Annotated in this window: 15 protein-coding genes; 4 read left to right on the plus strand and 11 right to left on the minus strand. The window is 74.4% G+C overall.

What is annotated here, in order from left to right:
* Positions 1-147 precede the first annotated feature (147 nt).
* Positions 148-1500 carry a class II 3-deoxy-7-phosphoheptulonate synthase gene (locus ACGF15_RS18910; protein ID WP_345614600.1) on the minus strand — a complete coding sequence of 451 codons (1353 nt, stop codon included), beginning with the start codon at positions 1498-1500 and terminating at the stop codon, positions 148-150.
* Between the two features lie 333 nt (positions 1501-1833).
* Between ACGF15_RS18910 and ACGF15_RS18915 the strand changes: the two genes are divergently transcribed.
* A complete protein-coding gene (locus ACGF15_RS18915; protein WP_392800276.1) occupies positions 1834-3753 on the plus strand; it encodes an anthranilate synthase family protein in 1920 nt (639 codons plus the stop codon).
* Positions 3754-3760: 7 nt separating this feature from the next.
* Here the strand turns inward: ACGF15_RS18915 and ACGF15_RS18920 are convergent, their stop codons facing one another.
* From ACGF15_RS18920 to ACGF15_RS18935, 4 genes are all read right to left on the minus strand, one after another.
* On the minus strand, positions 3761-4765 hold the full coding sequence (locus ACGF15_RS18920) for a 2-hydroxyacid dehydrogenase (RefSeq protein WP_345614598.1): 1005 nt from the start codon (positions 4763-4765) through the stop codon (positions 3761-3763).
* Between the two features lie 131 nt (positions 4766-4896).
* Positions 4897-5571, minus strand: coding sequence for a response regulator transcription factor (locus tag ACGF15_RS18925; RefSeq protein ID WP_345614597.1), 675 nt, complete (start codon positions 5569-5571; stop codon positions 4897-4899).
* Positions 5568-6764 carry a MacS family sensor histidine kinase gene (macS, locus tag ACGF15_RS18930; RefSeq protein ID WP_392800280.1) on the minus strand — a complete coding sequence of 399 codons (1197 nt, stop codon included), beginning with the start codon at positions 6762-6764 and terminating at the stop codon, positions 5568-5570. The genes ACGF15_RS18925 and macS overlap by 4 nt, the downstream gene beginning before the upstream one ends.
* 74 nt (positions 6765-6838) lie before the next feature.
* On the minus strand, positions 6839-7597 hold the full coding sequence (locus ACGF15_RS18935) for a lysophospholipid acyltransferase family protein (RefSeq protein ID WP_345614741.1): 759 nt from the start codon (positions 7595-7597) through the stop codon (positions 6839-6841).
* Positions 7598-7808: 211 nt separating this feature from the next.
* On the opposite strand from ACGF15_RS18935, the gene ACGF15_RS18940 reads away from it, so the two are divergent.
* Together ACGF15_RS18940 and ACGF15_RS18945 are read left to right on the plus strand one after the other, a co-directional pair.
* Positions 7809-8615 carry an alpha/beta hydrolase gene (locus ACGF15_RS18940; protein ID WP_392800283.1) on the plus strand — a complete coding sequence of 269 codons (807 nt, stop codon included), beginning with the start codon at positions 7809-7811 and terminating at the stop codon, positions 8613-8615.
* Positions 8608-9159, plus strand: a complete 552-nt coding sequence (locus ACGF15_RS18945; protein WP_345614594.1) for a hypothetical protein — start codon at positions 8608-8610, stop codon at positions 9157-9159. The genes ACGF15_RS18940 and ACGF15_RS18945 overlap by 8 nt, the downstream gene beginning before the upstream one ends.
* A 10-nt stretch (positions 9160-9169) precedes the next feature.
* Here the strand turns inward: ACGF15_RS18945 and ACGF15_RS18950 are convergent, their stop codons facing one another.
* The 6 genes from ACGF15_RS18950 to ACGF15_RS18975 form a co-directional block, all read right to left on the minus strand.
* Entirely contained in the window at positions 9170-9946 is a 777-nt protein-coding gene (locus ACGF15_RS18950; RefSeq protein ID WP_345614593.1) for an endonuclease/exonuclease/phosphatase family protein, read from the minus strand.
* A gap of 83 nt (positions 9947-10029) precedes the next feature.
* Positions 10030-10971, minus strand: coding sequence for an ROK family glucokinase (locus ACGF15_RS18955; protein ID WP_345614592.1), 942 nt, complete (start codon positions 10969-10971; stop codon positions 10030-10032).
* Between the two features lie 66 nt (positions 10972-11037).
* The gene (locus ACGF15_RS18960) at positions 11038-11487 is read right to left on the minus strand and encodes a DUF5304 domain-containing protein (RefSeq protein ID WP_392800288.1); all 450 of its coding nucleotides are present in this window, start codon (positions 11485-11487) and stop codon (positions 11038-11040) included.
* Between the two features lie 75 nt (positions 11488-11562).
* A complete protein-coding gene (locus tag ACGF15_RS18965; RefSeq protein ID WP_362606050.1) occupies positions 11563-12789 on the minus strand; it encodes an ArsA-related P-loop ATPase in 1227 nt (408 codons plus the stop codon).
* Positions 12789-13238 carry an SRPBCC family protein gene (locus ACGF15_RS18970; protein WP_256527177.1) on the minus strand — a complete coding sequence of 150 codons (450 nt, stop codon included), beginning with the start codon at positions 13236-13238 and terminating at the stop codon, positions 12789-12791. Before ACGF15_RS18970 ends, ACGF15_RS18965 begins: the two co-directional genes overlap by 1 nt.
* A 188-nt stretch (positions 13239-13426) precedes the next feature.
* Positions 13427-14182: a metallophosphoesterase gene (locus ACGF15_RS18975; protein ID WP_345614740.1), complete on the minus strand. Its 756-nt coding sequence runs from the start codon at positions 14180-14182 to the stop codon at positions 13427-13429.
* Positions 14183-14480: 298 nt separating this feature from the next.
* Between ACGF15_RS18975 and ACGF15_RS18980 the strand changes: the two genes are divergently transcribed.
* Positions 14481-16277 carry an AMP-dependent synthetase/ligase gene (locus ACGF15_RS18980; protein WP_392800292.1) on the plus strand — a complete coding sequence of 599 codons (1797 nt, stop codon included), beginning with the start codon at positions 14481-14483 and terminating at the stop codon, positions 16275-16277.
* Positions 16278-16285: the final 8 nt, after the last annotated feature.

Below are 16285 nucleotides of genomic sequence, written 5' to 3' on the forward strand. Positions count from 1 at the left end.
CCCGATGCGCCGGACCCGCTTCCCGGGCCCTCCGTGTCGGTGAGGCTAACCTAACCTTACCCGGCGCGCGAGGCGTGCGACAGCCCCGGATACGGCGGTGGGGCGCGGATCACACGGATCCGCGCCCCACCGGTGCCGCTCCGACCGCTACTGGTCGCGGTACATCTCGGCGACCAGGAAGGCCAGGTCGAGGGACTGGCTGCGGTTGAGCCGCGGGTCGCAGGCCGTCTCGTAGCGCTGGTGGAGGTCGTCGACGAAGATCTCGTCACCGCCGCCCACGCACTCCGTGACATCGTCGCCGGTCAGCTCGACATGGATGCCGCCCGGGTGGGTGCCGAGGGCCTTGTGGACCTCGAAGAAGCCCTTGACCTCGTCGAGCACGTCGTCGAAGCGCCGCGTCTTGTGCCCGGAGGCCGCCTCGAAGGTGTTGCCGTGCATCGGGTCGGTCACCCACGCCACGGTGGCGCCGGAGGCCGTCACCTTCTCGACCAGCTCGGGGAGCCGGTCGCGGACCTTGTCCGCGCCCATGCGGACGATGAACGTCAGCCGGCCCGGCTCGCGCTCCGGGTCCAGCCGCTCGACGTACTGGAGCGCCTCGTCGACCGTGGTCGTCGGCCCCAGCTTGATCCCGACGGGGTTGCGGATCCGCGAGGCGAACTCGATGTGCGCCCCGTCCAGCTGCCGCGTCCGCTCGCCGATCCACACCATGTGGCCCGACACGTCGTACAGGTGCCCGGTACGCGAGTCCACCCGCGTGAGCGCCGACTCGTAGTCCATCAGCAGCGCCTCGTGGGAGGCGAAGAACTCCACCGTCCGGAACTCCGCCGGGTCGGTGCCGCACGCCTTCATGAAGTTGAGGGCGTTGTCGATCTCCCGCGCCAGCTGCTCGTAGCGCTGCCCCGAGGGGGAGGACTTCACGAAGTCCTGGTTCCAGGCGTGCACCTGCCGCAGATCGGCGTAGCCACCGGTGGTGAAGGCGCGCACCAGGTTCAGCGTGGAGGCCGAGGCGTGGTACATCCGCTTCAGGCGCTCCGGGTCCGGGACCCGCGCCTTCTCGGTGAAGTCGAAGCCGTTCACCGAGTCGCCCCGGTAGGTCGGCAGCGTCACCCCGTCGCGGGTCTCGGTGGGCTTGGAGCGCGGCTTGGAGTACTGGCCCGCGATCCGGCCGACCTTGACCACCGGCACGGAGGCCGCGTACGTCAGCACGGCACCCATCTGGAGCAGCGTCTTCAGCTTGTTCCGGATGTGGTCGGCGGAGACGGCGTCGAAGGCCTCCGCGCAGTCGCCGCCCTGGAGGAGGAACGCCTCGCCCCTGGCGACAGCGCCCATCCGGGCACGCAGCTGATCGCACTCGCCCGCGAAGACGAGCGGCGGATACGACTCGAGGTCCGCGACGACATCGCGCAGAGCCTCGGCATCCGGGTACTCGGGCTGCTGCGCCGCGGGAAGGTCTCGCCAGGTGTTGCCACCGTCTGCGGTGGTCTTAGCGTTCACGGTCACCCTGTCAACACTACGGGGTCCCGCGGCCTGTCCAGCCCCGCTCTCACAAGGTGAGACGGCACCGGGCGCCCCGCCGCCCGGTGCCGTCGGCGCACCGGAGGGGCGCCGGCCCGGTGCGGGCGGCACCGCGGGCGGATGCGCTAGGGTCGCCCCGTGCCCGCGCAGCAGATCGTGAACCTGGACTGGTGGTGGCCCGCTCTTCGGCGGCCCACCCCCTGATCGCGCGCACCGACCCGATCACCGAGGCCGCCCGAGGGGCGGCCTCGACGCGTTCTCCGCCCCGGGTCCGTCCCGGGCACCGCGGCCGTTCCTCCGCAACGGAAGGAACACCGCATGCACGACCACTCCCCCGCCGCACCGCCCTCCGCGCAGCGGCTCGTCGCCGAGCTGCTGCGCGGCGAGGAGCCCTTCGCCCTGCTCCACCGGCGCACGCCCGGCCGGGACCACGCACGGGCCGAGGTGCTCACCGGCCCGGTGCACCAGGTGCGGCGCCTCGCCGACCTGCCCGTGGGCGAGACGCCCTCCCTGGCGCTGGTGCCCTTCAGGCAACTCGCCGAACGGGGCTTCGAGGTGCACGACGACGGCACGCCGCTGGCCGTGCTCACGGCCCGGACCTACCGCGAGCTGCCCCTCGCCGAGCTGCTGGAGGCGCTGCCCCGCCACCGCGTGCACGTCGAGGACGGCGCCTTCGACACCGGCGACGAGGAGTACGCGCGGACCGTCCGGCGCGTCGTCGAGGAGGAGATCGGCCGGGGCGAGGGGGCGAACTTCGTCATCCGGCGCACCTACACCGGGCGGATCGAGGGCTTCGGCCGGGCCGACGCCCTGGCCCTGTTCCGCAGGCTGCTCGCCGGGGAGCGGGGCGCGTACTGGACCTTCGTGGTGCACACCGGCGAGCGCACCCTGGTGGGGGCGAGCCCCGAGGTGCACGTGCGGATGAACGCCGGCACCGTCGTGATGAACCCGATCAGCGGCACCTTCCGCTATCCGCCCGGGGGGCCGGGCGCCGAGGCGCTGCTGGGCTTCCTCGCCGACCGCAAGGAGCGCGAGGAGCTGTCCATGGTGGTGGACGAGGAGCTGAAGATGATGTGCGCCGTCGGCGACCGCGGCGGGGTGGTCGTGGGCCCCCGGCTGCGGGAGATGGCGCACCTCGCCCACACCGAGTACGAGCTCAGGGGCCGGTCCTCCCGGGACGTGCGCGAGGTGCTCAGGGAGACGATGTTCGCCGCCACCGTCACCGGCTCCCCGCTGGAGAACGCCTGCCGGGTCATCCTGCGGCACGAGCCGCCCGGTGCGGACGGCACGGCCCGGGGCTACTACGCCGGGGCGCTGGCCCTGCTCGGCACCGACGCCCAGGGGCGCCAGACGATGGACTCGCCCATCCTGATCCGCACCGCGGACATCGCCCCCTCGGGGGCCCTGCGGGTGCCGGTCGGGGCGACGCTGGTGCGCCGCTCCGACCCGTACGGGGAGGTGGCCGAGACGCATGCCAAGGCCGCGGGCGTCCTGGCGGCCCTGGGGGTGCGCCCGGCACCCGCGTCCGCCCCCGCGGCGGGGGCCCGGCTCGCCGACGACCCCCGGGTGCGGGCCGCGCTGGACGCGCGCCGGGCCGGGCTGGCGCCGTTCTGGCTGCGGATGCAGGAGCGGTCCGCGCCCTCGGCCGCCCGCGTCCTCGTCGTGGACGGCGAGGACACCTTCACCGCCATGCTGGCGCATCTGCTGCGGGCCTGCGGCCCCGAGGTGGAGGTGGTGCGGCACGACGCGGCCGGTCTTCGGGAGCGGCTGCGCGCCCATCGCGGGCCGGTGGTCCTCGGGCCCGGCCCGGGCGACCCCCTGGACGCCTCCTCGCCGAAGATGCGGCGGCTGCGGGAGCTGGCCCGGGAGCTGCTGGCGGAGCACCGCCACGGCCTGCTGGGCGTGTGCCTGGGACACGAGCTGCTGGCGGCCGAACTCGGCCTGGAGGTGGTCCGCAAGGACGATCCGTACCAGGGGGCCCAGGAGCGGATCGACTTCTTCGGGCGCGCCGAGACCGTCGGCTTCTACAGCAGCTTCACCGCCCGCTGCGACGCGGCGGAGGCGGACCGGCTCGCGCTGCGCCGCGTCGAGGTGAGCCGCGACGCGGCCTCGGGGGATGTGCACGCCGTGCGCGGACCCGGCTTCGCCGGGGTGCAGTTCCACCCCGAGTCGGTCCTGACGCTGAACGGCGCCTCTCTGGTCGCGGGGCTGCTGGCGGGCCTGGTCCCGGTGGGCTGAGACAGGGTCAGGCGGTCGGCGCGGCGGGGACGAGCACGTTCTCGCCGCGCCGGCCGGCCACGTAGTCGTCGACGTTGCGGGCGGTGGTCTCCGCGATCTGGGTGACCGCTTCCCGGGTGTAGTACGCCTGGTGGGAGGTGACCACCACCCGGGGGAAGGTGACCAGCCGCGCCAGGGTGTCGTCGTCGATGCCCTCGACGGACTTGTCGAGGAAGAAAAGCCCGGCCTCCGCCTCGTAGACGTCCAGCCCCACACCGGAGAAGCGGCCCCTGCGGAGCTCGGCGACGAGCGCGTCGGTGTCGACCAGGCCCCCGCGGCTGGAGTTCACCAGGATCGCGTCGTCCTTCATCGCCCGCAGCGCCGCGGCGTCCAGCAGGTGGTGGGTGGCGGGCACCAGGGGCACATGGAGGCTGACGACGTCGGACTCCGCCAGAAGCTCCTCCTTGGTCGCGTACTCCATGCCGAGGGCCTCGCAGGCGGGGTTGGGGGCGATGTCCCAGCCGAGCAGACGCATCCCGAAGCCGTGGGCGATACGGGTGAACGCCTCCCCGATCTTGCCGGTGCCGATCACCCCGACGGTGCGTCCGCGCAGGTCGCGGCCCATCAGCCCGTCGAGCCGGAAGTCGAAGTCGCGGGTGCGGTTCCCGGCGCGGACGATACGGCGGTTCACGGCCATGGCCAGGGTCCAGGCGAACTCGGCCACCGAGTAGGGGGAGTAGTACGAGACCCGGGCGACGGTCAGGCCGAGGCGCTCGGCCACGTCGAGGTCGATGTTGTTGAACCCGGTGGAGCGCTGGGCGATCATCGACGTCCCCCCGACGGCGAGCGTCTGGAGCACCCGGGCGTCGAGCCGGGCGTTGACGCTGGTGGAGACGGCCTCGTAGCCCGCGGCCATCGGGGCGGTGTCGGCGCCGAGGAAGACGTCCGTGCAGTGCAGTTCGTGCCGGCCGGAGAACGCCTCCTCGATGAGGGGCCGTTCGTCGGCCTGGACGCCGAAGGCGAGGACTTCCACGGTCACTCCCAGGGGTGGGGCGGGTGCCGGGCCGGGGGCCCGGGGGGACGTGCCGCATTCTGCCCTCCCGGTCGGGTGCCCGGGGCTCCTCCCGGCGGCACGCCGCCTCCCGGACACGGGGGCGCCGCGGCTCAGGCCTCGTCCAGGCCCGCCTCGATGGCGTAGCGGACCAGCTCCACGCGGTTGTGGAGCTGCAGCTTGCCCAGGGTGTTCTGGACGTGGTTCTGCACCGTCCGGTGCGAGATGACCAGCCGCTCCGCGATCTGCTTGTAGGACAGGCCCTTGGCCACCAGGCGGAGCACCTCGGTCTCCCGGTCGGTCAGCCGCGGTGCCTTGTCCCGCCCGCCCCCGGCCGGCGGCGCGGGCTCCGAGGCGAGCCTGCGGTACTCCCCGAGCACCAGGCCCGCGAGGCCCGGGGTGAACACCGGGTCCCCGGCGGCGGTGCGGCGCACGGCCTCGGTGAGCTCCTCGGTGCTCGCCGACTTCACCAGGTAGCCGGTGGCCCCCGACTTGACCGCCTCCAGCACGTCCGCGTGCTCCCCGCTCGCCGACAGCACCAGGACCCGCAGTCCCGGCAGCGCGCCCACCAGCTCCTTGCACACCTGCACCCCCGGCAGCTCCGGCAGGTTGAGGTCCAGGACCAGGACGTCGGGCGCCGCGGCCTGCGCCCGCCGCACGGCCGCCGCCCCGTCGCCCGCCGTGGCCACGACCTCCATGCCCGCCTCGGAGAGGTCGCGGGCGACCGCGTCCCGCCACATCGGGTGGTCGTCGACGACCATCACCGTGATCGGCCGTGCTTCGCTCATGTGTCCGCCTTCCCCCGGGGAACCGTCAACTCGACCTCCGTGCCCTGGCCGGGCACCGAGAGCAGCTCGGCCCTGCCGCCGAGGTCCCGCAGCCTGCCGCGGATGGACTGGGCCACGCCGAGGCGCCCCTCCCCCTCGGCCTGCGCGAGCCTGCCCTCCGGAATGCCCGGACCGTCGTCCCGCACGGTGACGACCACCTCGTCGGGCCAGTCCTCCACCAGGATCCAGGCGGAGGCCGCGTCACCCGCGTGCCGGCGGACGTTGTCCAGTGCGGCGCCGACCGCGGCGGCGAGTTCCCGTGCCGCCCCCGGCGGGAGGAGGACCGGGGCCCCGGGCTCGGAGAGCGTCACCCGGGCGCCGGCGCAGGGCGCCAGCAGCGTCCGCAGGTCCACCGGCCCGGCGGGCCCGCTCTCCGCGGGGGCGTTCTCCGCGGGGGCGGGTGCGGCCTCCGGGCTGCGCGAGGGGGGCACGAGTCCGCCGGAGACCAGGGTGCGCAGGGCGACCTCCTGCTCGCCGGCCATCCGGCCCAGCTCGGCCGCCTCGCCGCCGAGGGCGGTGCCGCGCCGCTGGACCATCGCGAGCACCTGGAGCACGCCGTCGTGGATGTCCCGGGCCAGGCGCTCCCGCTCCCGGGTCGCGGCCTCGATCTCCAGGGCCCGTGCGAGTGTGCGCTCGGAGGCGCGGGCGACCTCGACCACGTAGCCGATGGCGATCGAGGCGACCCAGACCAGCAGGACGTTGTGGAAGGTGTCGGCGCTCGGCTCGCCCCGTTGGACGATGTTGGCGACGGCCACCAGGGAGGAGGCGAAACCCGCCCAGCGCCAGCCGCCCTTGAGGGCGAAGGCGAGCACCGAGCCCGCGGTCCAGATCGAGGGCAGCGTGGGCCCGTCGTGGGTCTGCGCGTGGGCGTCGGCGAGCGGGGTGAGCAGGATGCCGGTGAGGGCGATGGCGAGGTCGACGGCGAGGAAGGGGCGGGTGCAGCGGGCCGCGCTCGACACCCGGGGCAGGGTGGCGAGCGTCCAGACGGCCATCACGGCGAGGACGCCCACGGCGACGCCCGGGCGCTCGAACCGGTCCTGCCCGAAGACGAAGATCAGCACCGCGTAGACCAGGGTGAGCACCCGGTAGCCGGCGAGCGCGCGCCACAGCGGCAGCTCGACCGACATCCGCACGGCCCGACCGCGACCGTCCATCGCCCCTCCCCTCCCGCTCGGGTACCGCCCGGATCCGCCGGCACGGGCCGCCACGGCCCCGCAGCGCTGCGGTGCTAGGCCGCCGGCCGCTCCGGCCGCGCGGCCTTCTGGGCCTCCCTGCGGGCCTTCTCCGCCTCCTTGTCCGCCTCCTTCTGCGCCTTCTCCGCCTCGGCGATGGCGCGCTTGGCGGCGGTGGCGTAGACGTCCACGTACTCCTGGCCGGAGAGCTTCATGATCTCGTACATGACCTCGTCGGTCACCGAGCGCAGGATGAAGCGGTCGCCGTCCATGCCGTGGTAGCGGCTGAAGTCGAGGGGCGCCCCGATCCGGATGCCGGGGCGCATGAGCTTGGGGACGACCTTGCCGGGCGGCTGGATCTTCTCGGTGTCGATCATGGCGACGGGGATGACCGGTGCGCCGGTCGCCAGCGCCACCCGGGCCAGCCCGCCGGGCTTGCCGCGGTAGAGGCGGCCGTCGGGGGAGCGGGTGCCCTCCGGGTAGATGCCGAAGAGCCCGCCGGACTCGATGACCTCGATACCGGCCTTGATCGCGGCCTCACCGGCGCCCCGGGCACCCGAACGGTCCACCGGCAGCTGGCCGACGCCCTTGAAGAACGCGGCGGTCAGCCTGCCCTTGACCCCGGGGGAGGTGAAGTACTCCGCCTTGGCGATGAAGGTGACCTTGCGGTCCAGCACCGCGGGCAGGAAGAAGGAGTCCGAGAACGACAGGTGGTTGCTGGCGAGGATCGCGGGTCCCTCGGCCGGGATGTGCTCCAGCCCTTCCACCCAGGGTCTGAACGCGAGCTTCAGCGATCCCCCGATGGAGAACTTCATGGCGCCGTAGATCAACTCGAAATCCTCCTGTGTGCTCTCGAACAGACCTTATCCCGTGGCCGCCCCGGCGCCCCCGTCCCGGTCCGGCCGGGAGCGCGACGGCCCTGGTCGGTGTCGGCCCGGTCGCGTACCGTGAGGAGCGACCCCGCCTCCCGCGTACCGGCGGCCTGCGCGCAGCGCCCCGCCCGCGCCTCACGAACAGGAGATCTTGGTGCCGGTCCTCCCCGGAGCCGAGCCCTACCGCCATGAAGGCGGTGAGGTCGGCGTCCTCCTCTGCCACGGCTTCACCGGTTCCCCGCAGCCGCTGCGCCCCTGGGCCTCGTTCCTGGCGGCCCGGGGCCTGACGGTGTCGCTGCCCCTGCTCCCCGGCCACGGCACCCGCTGGCAGGACCTCCGGGTGACGGGCTGGCAGGACTGGTACGCGGAGGTGGACCGCGAGCTGGCGGCCCTGCGCGGCCGGTGCCGGGACGTCTTCGTCTTCGGCCTGTCCCTCGGCGGGGCGCTCGCGCTGCGGCTGGCCGCGCGGCACGGGGACGCGGTCCGGGGCGTCGCGGTGGTCAACCCGGCCAACCGGGTGCACGGCGTACGGGGGCGGCTGCTGCCGGTGGTGCGCCACCTGGTGCCGTCGGGCCCCGGGATCGTCGGGGACATCGCCCGGCCGGGCGCGACCGGGACGGGGTACGACCGGGTGCCGCTGCACGCGGCGGATTCGGCGCGGCGCTTCCTGCGGGTCGTCGACCGCGAGCTGCCGCAGGTCACCCAGCCGCTGCTGCTCCTGCACAGCGCCGAGGACGGCGTGGTCGACCCGGCCGACTCCGCCCGCGTCCTCGCCCGGGTCTCCTCGGTGGACGTCACGGAGGTGCTGCTGGAACACAGCCGCCATGTGGCGACGTTGGACCATGATGCGGAGCGGATCTTCGAAGAGAGCCATGCGTTCGTGAGCCGGCTCGCTCCACGGGCCGGGGCCGTCGGGGCCCCGGCGGCGGAGACCTCGGGAGGGAGTGGGACCGGTGGCTGAGCAGCACGACGCGGACCGTGAGCCGCAGCCGATCGACGAGGAGGCCGCCTGGGCGGCGATCGTCGCCGGGTACGGCGAGGAGCCGGCCGATCCGCCGGGCGCCAAGCCCTTCCGGTCGGTCGAGGACCTGGCCCTGCTGGAGGACGAGACGGAGGGGAAGCCCCCGGCCGAACCGCCCGCCCGGCCGCTGGGCGGCTCGGTCACCTTCGCCCCCGGCGTCGGGGGCGGCCCCCGCGACTACCAGGTGGCCGAACCGGACGGCGGCGCCGCGGACGGGGAGCAGGACGAGGGCGACGAGGGGCACTTCGTGCCGCCGGAGCCCCCTCCGCTGCCGGAGGCGGACGTCACGGCGAAGTTCGCCTGGCTGGCGGTGATCGGCGGGCCGGTGCTGATGCTGGTCGCCGTGCTGCTGCAGTGGGACATGACCTGGTGGCTGACGACGCTGTGCATCGGCGGGTTCCTCGGCGGCTTCGCCACACTGGTGGCCCGGATGTCCTCGGGCGACGACGACTACGACGACCCGGGCCGCGGCGCGGTCGTCTGACCGGGCCCGGTCAGCGGGGTGGCGCGGACGCCGCGGGGACGCGGAGCGCGGCGAGCACGGGCAGGTGGTCGGTGGCGGCCCTCAGGTCGTCCTCGGCCACGCCCGGCAGCCCCCTGGGGACGCCGCAACCGAGCACCTCGACGCCCGGGGTGGTGAAGACCGCGTCGATCCGCCGCCGGGGGGCGGCCGAGGGGTGGGTGGCCTCGTCGCCCCAGGGGCGCACCGCGCGGCAGTCCCGCAGGGTGCCGGCGAGCAGCCGGAAGGAACGGCCCGCGGGCGGCTCGTTGACGTCCCCGGCGACCACCGCATGGGGCGCCCCCAGGGAGGCGAGGTGCTCCAGGAGCATCCGCGCCTGGTCGCGGCGCTCGGCCTCCTGGAGGCTCAGGTGGCAGCTGACGACGCCGAGCCGGGCCCCGGCGACGCGGACCACGGCGGTGGCGAAGCCCCGCCGGTGGAGGCCGGGGGTGCGCGGCAGCAGGATGTCCTCGGTGTGCTCGACGGCGGCCCGCAGCGAGCAGAGCAGCAGCGGGCCGGCCGCGGTCGCGCCCCCGGAGAGCATCACCAGGTCGGTGGCGGCCGCGAGGCGCGCCGCGTGCTTGCGCCAGCGGAAGAACCGGGGCGCCTCCTGGGCGAGGAGGAGGTCGGGGCGGCAGGCCCGCACGACCCGGGCCAGCGCCTCCTCGTCGTCGCGCAGGGAGCGCAGGTTGTAGCTCAGGACCCGGACCAGTGCGGAACCGTCCGGCTCGGTACGGGATTCCGGCAGGTCGGGCAGCGTACGGAGCGGCATGGCGGTCACGATACGGCGGTGCCCGCCGCGTTCGGCCGAGGACGCGGCGGGCACGGGGCGCGGGCCCGGGACGGGCCGGTGGTTCAGCCCTGGCGGGCGAGGTCGGCGGCTCCCACGAGTCCGGCCCTGCCGCCCAGCCGGGCGGCGAGCACCTGGGCGTGCGGACGCCAGTTGCCGCCGATCAGCCAGCGGCGGAAGGACTTGCGGATGGGGTCGAGGACGAGGTCGCCCTCGTCGGAGACCCCGCCGCCGACGATGAAGGCCGAGGGGTCGAAGAGCGAGGCCAGGTCGGCCAGGCCCGCCCCGGCCCAGCGCGCCAGCTCCCGGAAGGAGTCGACGGCCACCTTGTCGCCCTGCCGCGCGGCCTGGCTGATGTGCTTGCCCTGGATCCCCTCGACGGTCCCGTCGCCGAGGCCGAGCAGGACGGAGGCGTGCTCGGGCGTGGCGTTGGCACGCTGCCTGGCGTAGCGGACCAGGGCGCGGCCGGAGGCGTACTGCTCCCAGCAGCCCTGGCTGCCGCAGCCGCACAGCAGCCCGTCGGGCACCACCCGGATGTGGCCGAACTCGGCGGCGACGCCGAAGCGTCCGCGGCGCAGCTTGTTCCCGATGATGATGCCGCCGCCCAGCCCGGTGCCGAGGGTGATGCAGATGACGTCGTCGTGGCCCTGGCCCGCGCCGAAGCGGTACTCGCCCCAGGCTGCGGCGTTGGCGTCGTTCTCCACGACGACGGGGAGGCCGACGCGCTGTTCGACCTTGTCCTTCAGCGGTTCGTGGCGCCAGTCGATGTTGGGTGCGAACAGGACGGTGGCACGCTTGTCGTCGACGTAGCCCGCGGCGCCGATCCCGACGGCCTCGATGTCCTGCCCCTCGCCGGCTCCCGCGACGGCGGTGCAGATCGCGTCGACGATGCCCTCGGGCGTCGACGGCGTGGGCACGGTGTGCGTTTCGAGAATGGTGCCCTCTTCGTCGACCACGCCCGCCGCGATCTTCGTGCCGCCGATGTCGACGCCGATGGTGAGTCCCATGTGTCCCTCAGTATTCGGTCGAGCCCCGCTACGGCCAACCGTACCCGAGGGGCGGCCCCCGTCCGGTCAGTCCAGGTCGATGCGCTCGGTCGGTCCGGGGTCCTCGCCGGGGCCGCGGCCGGGCTCCTGGGGCGCCTGTGGTTCCCGGGCTCCGCGGGTCCAGCGCTGCTCCTGGCCCTCGACGGCGGAGCGGTAGGCGGCGAGCAGCTCGCCGCCCGCGGCGGCGAGGTAGTCGAAGACCTGCGGGTTCCGCTCGACGACCGGCTCCACCACGGCCTTCGCCTGGTCCACGAACTGCTGCACGGCGCTCTGCGCGGCCTTGCCGGGCAGCGAGGAGGGGAAGGCGGAGACCTTGTCGGCGACGGCGTCCAGCAGCCTGCGGAACTCGTCCGCGGCGGAGCCGGGGGGCGTCCCGTGGGTCGCGCGGCGGCGGGCCTGCTCCGCCCGCAGATCCTCCTCGCACGCCGTCGCCCAGGCGTCCTCGTCGACGTCGGGGCGCTGGGTGGCATCGCTCATGGCGTACTCCTGCGGCAGGACGGGCGGCGGGCTGCTGCCCGCTGCTTCGACGGTACCCGAACGGCGGTGCCGCCTTCAGCGGGTGCGCGGCCAGAGGCCGGGGTCGGGCGTGAAGCGGACGCCCAGCACGCCCTCGCGCAGGGCCGCTCCGGACACGGTGCAGCGCCGCAGGGCCGAGGGCAGGGGCACGATCCTGCGGAACGGCCCGACGGTGAGCAGGAGTTCGTCCCCGCGGCGGACGAGCGACAGCTCCTCCTTGACGGCGCCGGGCAGCGGCAGCCGGAGGGTGAGGGTGCCGTCCTCGGTGCGCCGGTCCAGCACGGTCCAGGGCGCGGGCCGTGCCCCGTCCGCCCCGTCCTCGGACGGCGGGCCGCCACCGTCCCGGGCGGGGGCGAGCGGGCCGGTGCCGAGGCTTTCGAGGTCCTCCGGCCCGCGGGGGTCGCGGCCGAGGTGCGGCACCTCGACGAGCGCGGCGCCGGCGGGCCCGCCGGGCGGGACGGCACGCCATTCGGTCGTGCACTTGTGCTGCTGGGCGGCGAGCGAGGCCAGCCAGGGGTCCGGCGAGTCGCCGGGCACGCAGCGGTTGGCGACCAGGGCGTCCAGGCGGTGGCCGAAGAGGCTCAGCCCGGCCCGGCCGGTCCGCAGGGCGTCGGCGGCGGCCGGCCCGGGCTCGGCGACCAGGGCCAGACCCGTGCCGCGGGATGCGACCAGCGCCTGGACCCCGGCGAGTTCGGCGTCCCAGCGCGCGGCCGTCTCGTAGAGCCACTGCGCGGGCATCGGGACCCCGGCCAGCTGGGCGAGGACCGGGCGCAGGGCGCGCGCCGCCTGGCGCTCCGGGGGCAGCAGCCTGCGCAGGTAGCGGCGGAGCTCCTCGGGCAGTGCCAGCGCGGCCAGCGCCTCCGCCAGCGGGGGCATGTCGACGACGAGGACGTCCCAGTCGCCCCGGGAGGCGGCGGCCAGGGAGCGCAGCAGGGCGAAGGCACCGCTGCCGGGGAGCTCGGTGAGTTCGTCCTCCTCCAGCCGGGCCGCGCCGAGCAGGTCCAGGCCCGTCGACAGGCGCTGCTGGAGGTCGAGGAACTCGGCCCGGAAGTCGCCGGCCGGGTCGGTCCGAGCGGCCCAGAGGCGGTCGGCCACGGCGGTGGGCGCCTCGGGAGTGCCCGTCACGGGCCGCTCCAGGGGGACGTCGGCGGCCGGGGACAGCAGCAGGGTGCGTTCGCCCCGGGCGGCGCAGGCGAGGGCCGCGGAGGCGGCCACGGTGGTGCGGCCCGCGCCGCCGAGGCCGGTGACGAGGACCCTGCGCATCAGGCGCCGGCGCCGCTCTCGACCCGCTTCTTCAGACCGGCCAGGGCGCGGTCGATGATGACCTTCTCCGCCTTGCGCTTGATCATCCCGAGCATGGGGATCTTGACGTCCACGGTGAGCTGGTAGGTGACCTCCGTGCGGTCGCCGCCGCCCGCGGGGGCGAGGCGGTAGGTGCCGTCGAGGGCCCGCAGCATCTGGGACTTCACCAGGGTCCAGCTGACCTCGTCGGCACCGTGCCAGGTGTAGGCGAGGGTGTGGTCGTCCTTGATCGCACCGGCGTCGAGGACCAGGCGGACCTGCTCGGCGCGGCCCTGGGCGTCGGAGGCCAGCACCTCGGCCTCCTTCACCTCGCCGGTCCACTCGGGGTAGCGGCCGAAGTCGGCGATCACGCCCATCACCTCGGCAGGAGGCGCATCGATCGTGATGCTCGAACTGGTGTGTTCCGCCATCGCTGCGGCTCCTTGACGGTGCGGTGGTACCGGGGGCGTGTGACGGGGTGCAGGCTATCGCGACCGCGCCCTCGCCCCGGCGCCCGGTCCACCGGGGCGGGGAGCGGCCGGACGGGCCGGGCGGCCGGGGCGGGGAGGCGGGAGGCGGGCCGGGCGGGGGCGCGGCGGGGGGGCGCGGCGGGCGGGGCTCACCACTCCAGCGACCAGGGCCGCCCGGTGGAGGCGAAGTGGCCGACGTTGACGCACTCGGTCGCCCCGATGCGCATCCGGCGGGCCAGCGGCTGGTGGACGTGACCGAAGAGGGCGTAGCGCGGGCGGACGCGGTGGATCGCCTCCAGCAGGGCCCGGCTGCCGCGCTCGAAGCGCCGGGCGACCGTGTCGTAGGTCAGCTCCGGCACGTCCGGCGGGATGTGCGAGCAGAGCACGTCCACCTCGCCGAGGGCCTCGACCTTGGCGGCGTACTCCTCGTCGGAGATCTCGTAGGGGGTGCGCATGGGAGTGGTGAGGCCGCCGCCGACGAAGCCGAAGACCCGGCCGCCGATCTCGGCCCGCTGGCCGTCGAGGACGGTGGTGCCGGGCCGGGCGAACTCCGGCCACAGACGGGGGATGTCGACATTGCCGTAGGTGGCGTACGTCGGTGTGGGGAAGGCCGCGAACAGTTCCGCGTACTGCCGCCGGACGGCGGACTCGATGACCTCGGTGCGGTCGGCTCCGAGCTCCGCCCACAGCCGGCGGCCGAGGACCCTGGCCTCCTCGAACCGGCGGGCCGTGCGCAGCTCCACGATCCGGTGGGCGTTCTCCACGCCGAACAGGTCCGGGAAGATACCGCGCGAGTGGTCCGCGTAGTCGAGGAAGAGCACCAGGTCACCGAGGCAGAGCAGGGCGTCGGCCCCCTCGCCCGCGGTGGCCAGATCCTCGGCGTTGCCGTGCACATCGCTGACCACGTTGACTCGCATCCCTCGCATGGCGGCCAGCCTACGAGGACGCCACCGCCCTCCGACAGAGGCTTTCACCTGCGGTTACTCGGCCGCCATCGGAGAGTGGGATACTTCCCCCGAGGTCCGGCCGGGACCGTGTGACGCGCGGAACATTGGCCGGGAACCCCTATCGAGAACCGACTACCGATGGGTAACGTCCGGGCAGTCCAGTCGTGCTCACCCCCACTGAGCACCTGCCCGACTGTGGACCGCAGCCGGCGCACCACAGAGCCGTGGCGCCGGAGCCCGATGAGGAGCAGCAGTCTTGCGCGAGTTCAGCCTTCCGGCCCTGTACGAGGTCCCCACGGACGGCAACCTGACGGATCTCATCCGCCGCAATGCCGCTCAGCATCCGGATGTGGCCGTCATGGGCCGCAAGGTCGCCGGAGTCTGGACCGACGTCACGGCCGTGCAGTTCCTGGCGGAGGTCCGTGCCGCGGCCAAGGGCCTGATCGCCGCGGGCATCCGCCCGGGCGACCGGGTGGGCCTGATCTCCCGGACCCGCTACGAGTGGGTGCAGCTGGACTTCGCGATCTGGAGCGCCGGGGCGGTGACCGTGCCGGTGTACGAGACCAGCTCCGCCGAGCAGGTCTCCTGGATCCTCGGGGACTCGGGCGCCGTCGCCGTGCTGGTGGAGACCGAGGCGCACGCGGCCGCCGTGGAGTCGGTGCGCGGCAGCCTCCCGGAGCTGCGGCACGTCTGGGGGATCGACGCGGGTGCCGTCGGGGAGCTGGCCGCGGCGGGCGCGGGGATCGCCGACGAGGTGGTCGACGAGCGCAGCTCCGCGGCCCGCGCGGACGACCCGGCGACCATCGTCTACACCTCCGGGACCACCGGTCGCCCCAAGGGGTGCGTCCTGACCCACCGGGCGTTCTTCGCCGAGTGCGGCAACGTCGTGGAGCGGCTGAGGCCGCTGTTCCGCACGGGCGAGTGCTCGGTCCTGCTCTTCCTTCCCGCGGCGCACGTCTTCGGGCGGCTGGTCGAGGTCGCCTCGGTGATGGCGCCGATCAAGCTCGGGTGCGTCCCGGACATCAAGAACCTCACCGACGAGCTGGCCTCCTTCCGCCCGACGCTCATCCTCGGGGTGCCGCGCGTCTTCGAGAAGGTCTACAACGCGGCGCGCGCCAAGGCCCAGGCCGACGGCAAGGGCGCCGTCTTCGACCGGGCCGCCCGCACGGCGATCGACTACAGCCGCGCGCTGGCGACCCCGTCCGGCCCCTCCCTCGGGCTGCGGATCCGGCACAAGGTCTTCGACAAGCTCGTCTTCGGCAAGCTGCGCGCGGTGCTGGGCGGCCGGGGCGAGTACGCGATCTCCGGCGGCGCGCCGCTCGGCGAGCGCCTCGGCCACTTCTTCCGCGGCATCGGCTTCACGGTCCTGGAGGGCTACGGGCTCACCGAGAGCTGCGCGGCCACCGCGTTCAACCCCTGGGACCGCCAGAAGATCGGCACGGTCGGCCAGCCGCTGCCCGGCTCCGTGGTGCGCATCGCCGACGACGGCGAGGTGCTGCTGCACGGCGAGCACCTGTTCTCGGGCTACTGGAACAACGAGGCGGCCACGGCCGAGGCGCTCACCGAGGGCTGGTTCCACACGGGGGACATCGGCACCCTCGACGAGGACGGCTATCTGTCCATCACGGGCCGCAAGAAGGAGATCCTGGTCACCGCGGGCGGCAAGAACGTGGCACCCGCCGTCATCGAGGACCGCATCCGGGCGCACGCCCTGGTGGCGGAGTGCATGGTCGTCGGGGACGGCCGCCCGTTCGTGGGTGCGCTGGTGACCCTGGACGAGGAGTTCCTGGCGCGCTGGGCCGCGGACAACGGCAAGCCCGCCGGCTCCACCGCCGCCTCGCTCCGCGAGGACCCGGAGCTGCTGGCGGAGGTCCAGCGGGCGGTGGACGACGGCAACGCGGCGGTGTCCAAGGCCGAGTCCGTGCGCAGGTTCCGCGTCCTGGCCACCCAGTTCACGGAGGAGGCGGGGCACATCACGCCCTCGCTGAAGCTGAAGCGGGCCATGGTGGCCAAGGACTTCGCGGACGAGATCGAGTCGATCTACGCCTCCTGAGCGCCCCC

It is taken from the genome of Streptomyces sp. NPDC048001 (assembly GCF_043203115.1).
GTDB lineage: Bacteria > Actinomycetota > Actinomycetes > Streptomycetales > Streptomycetaceae > Streptomyces > Streptomyces sanyensis.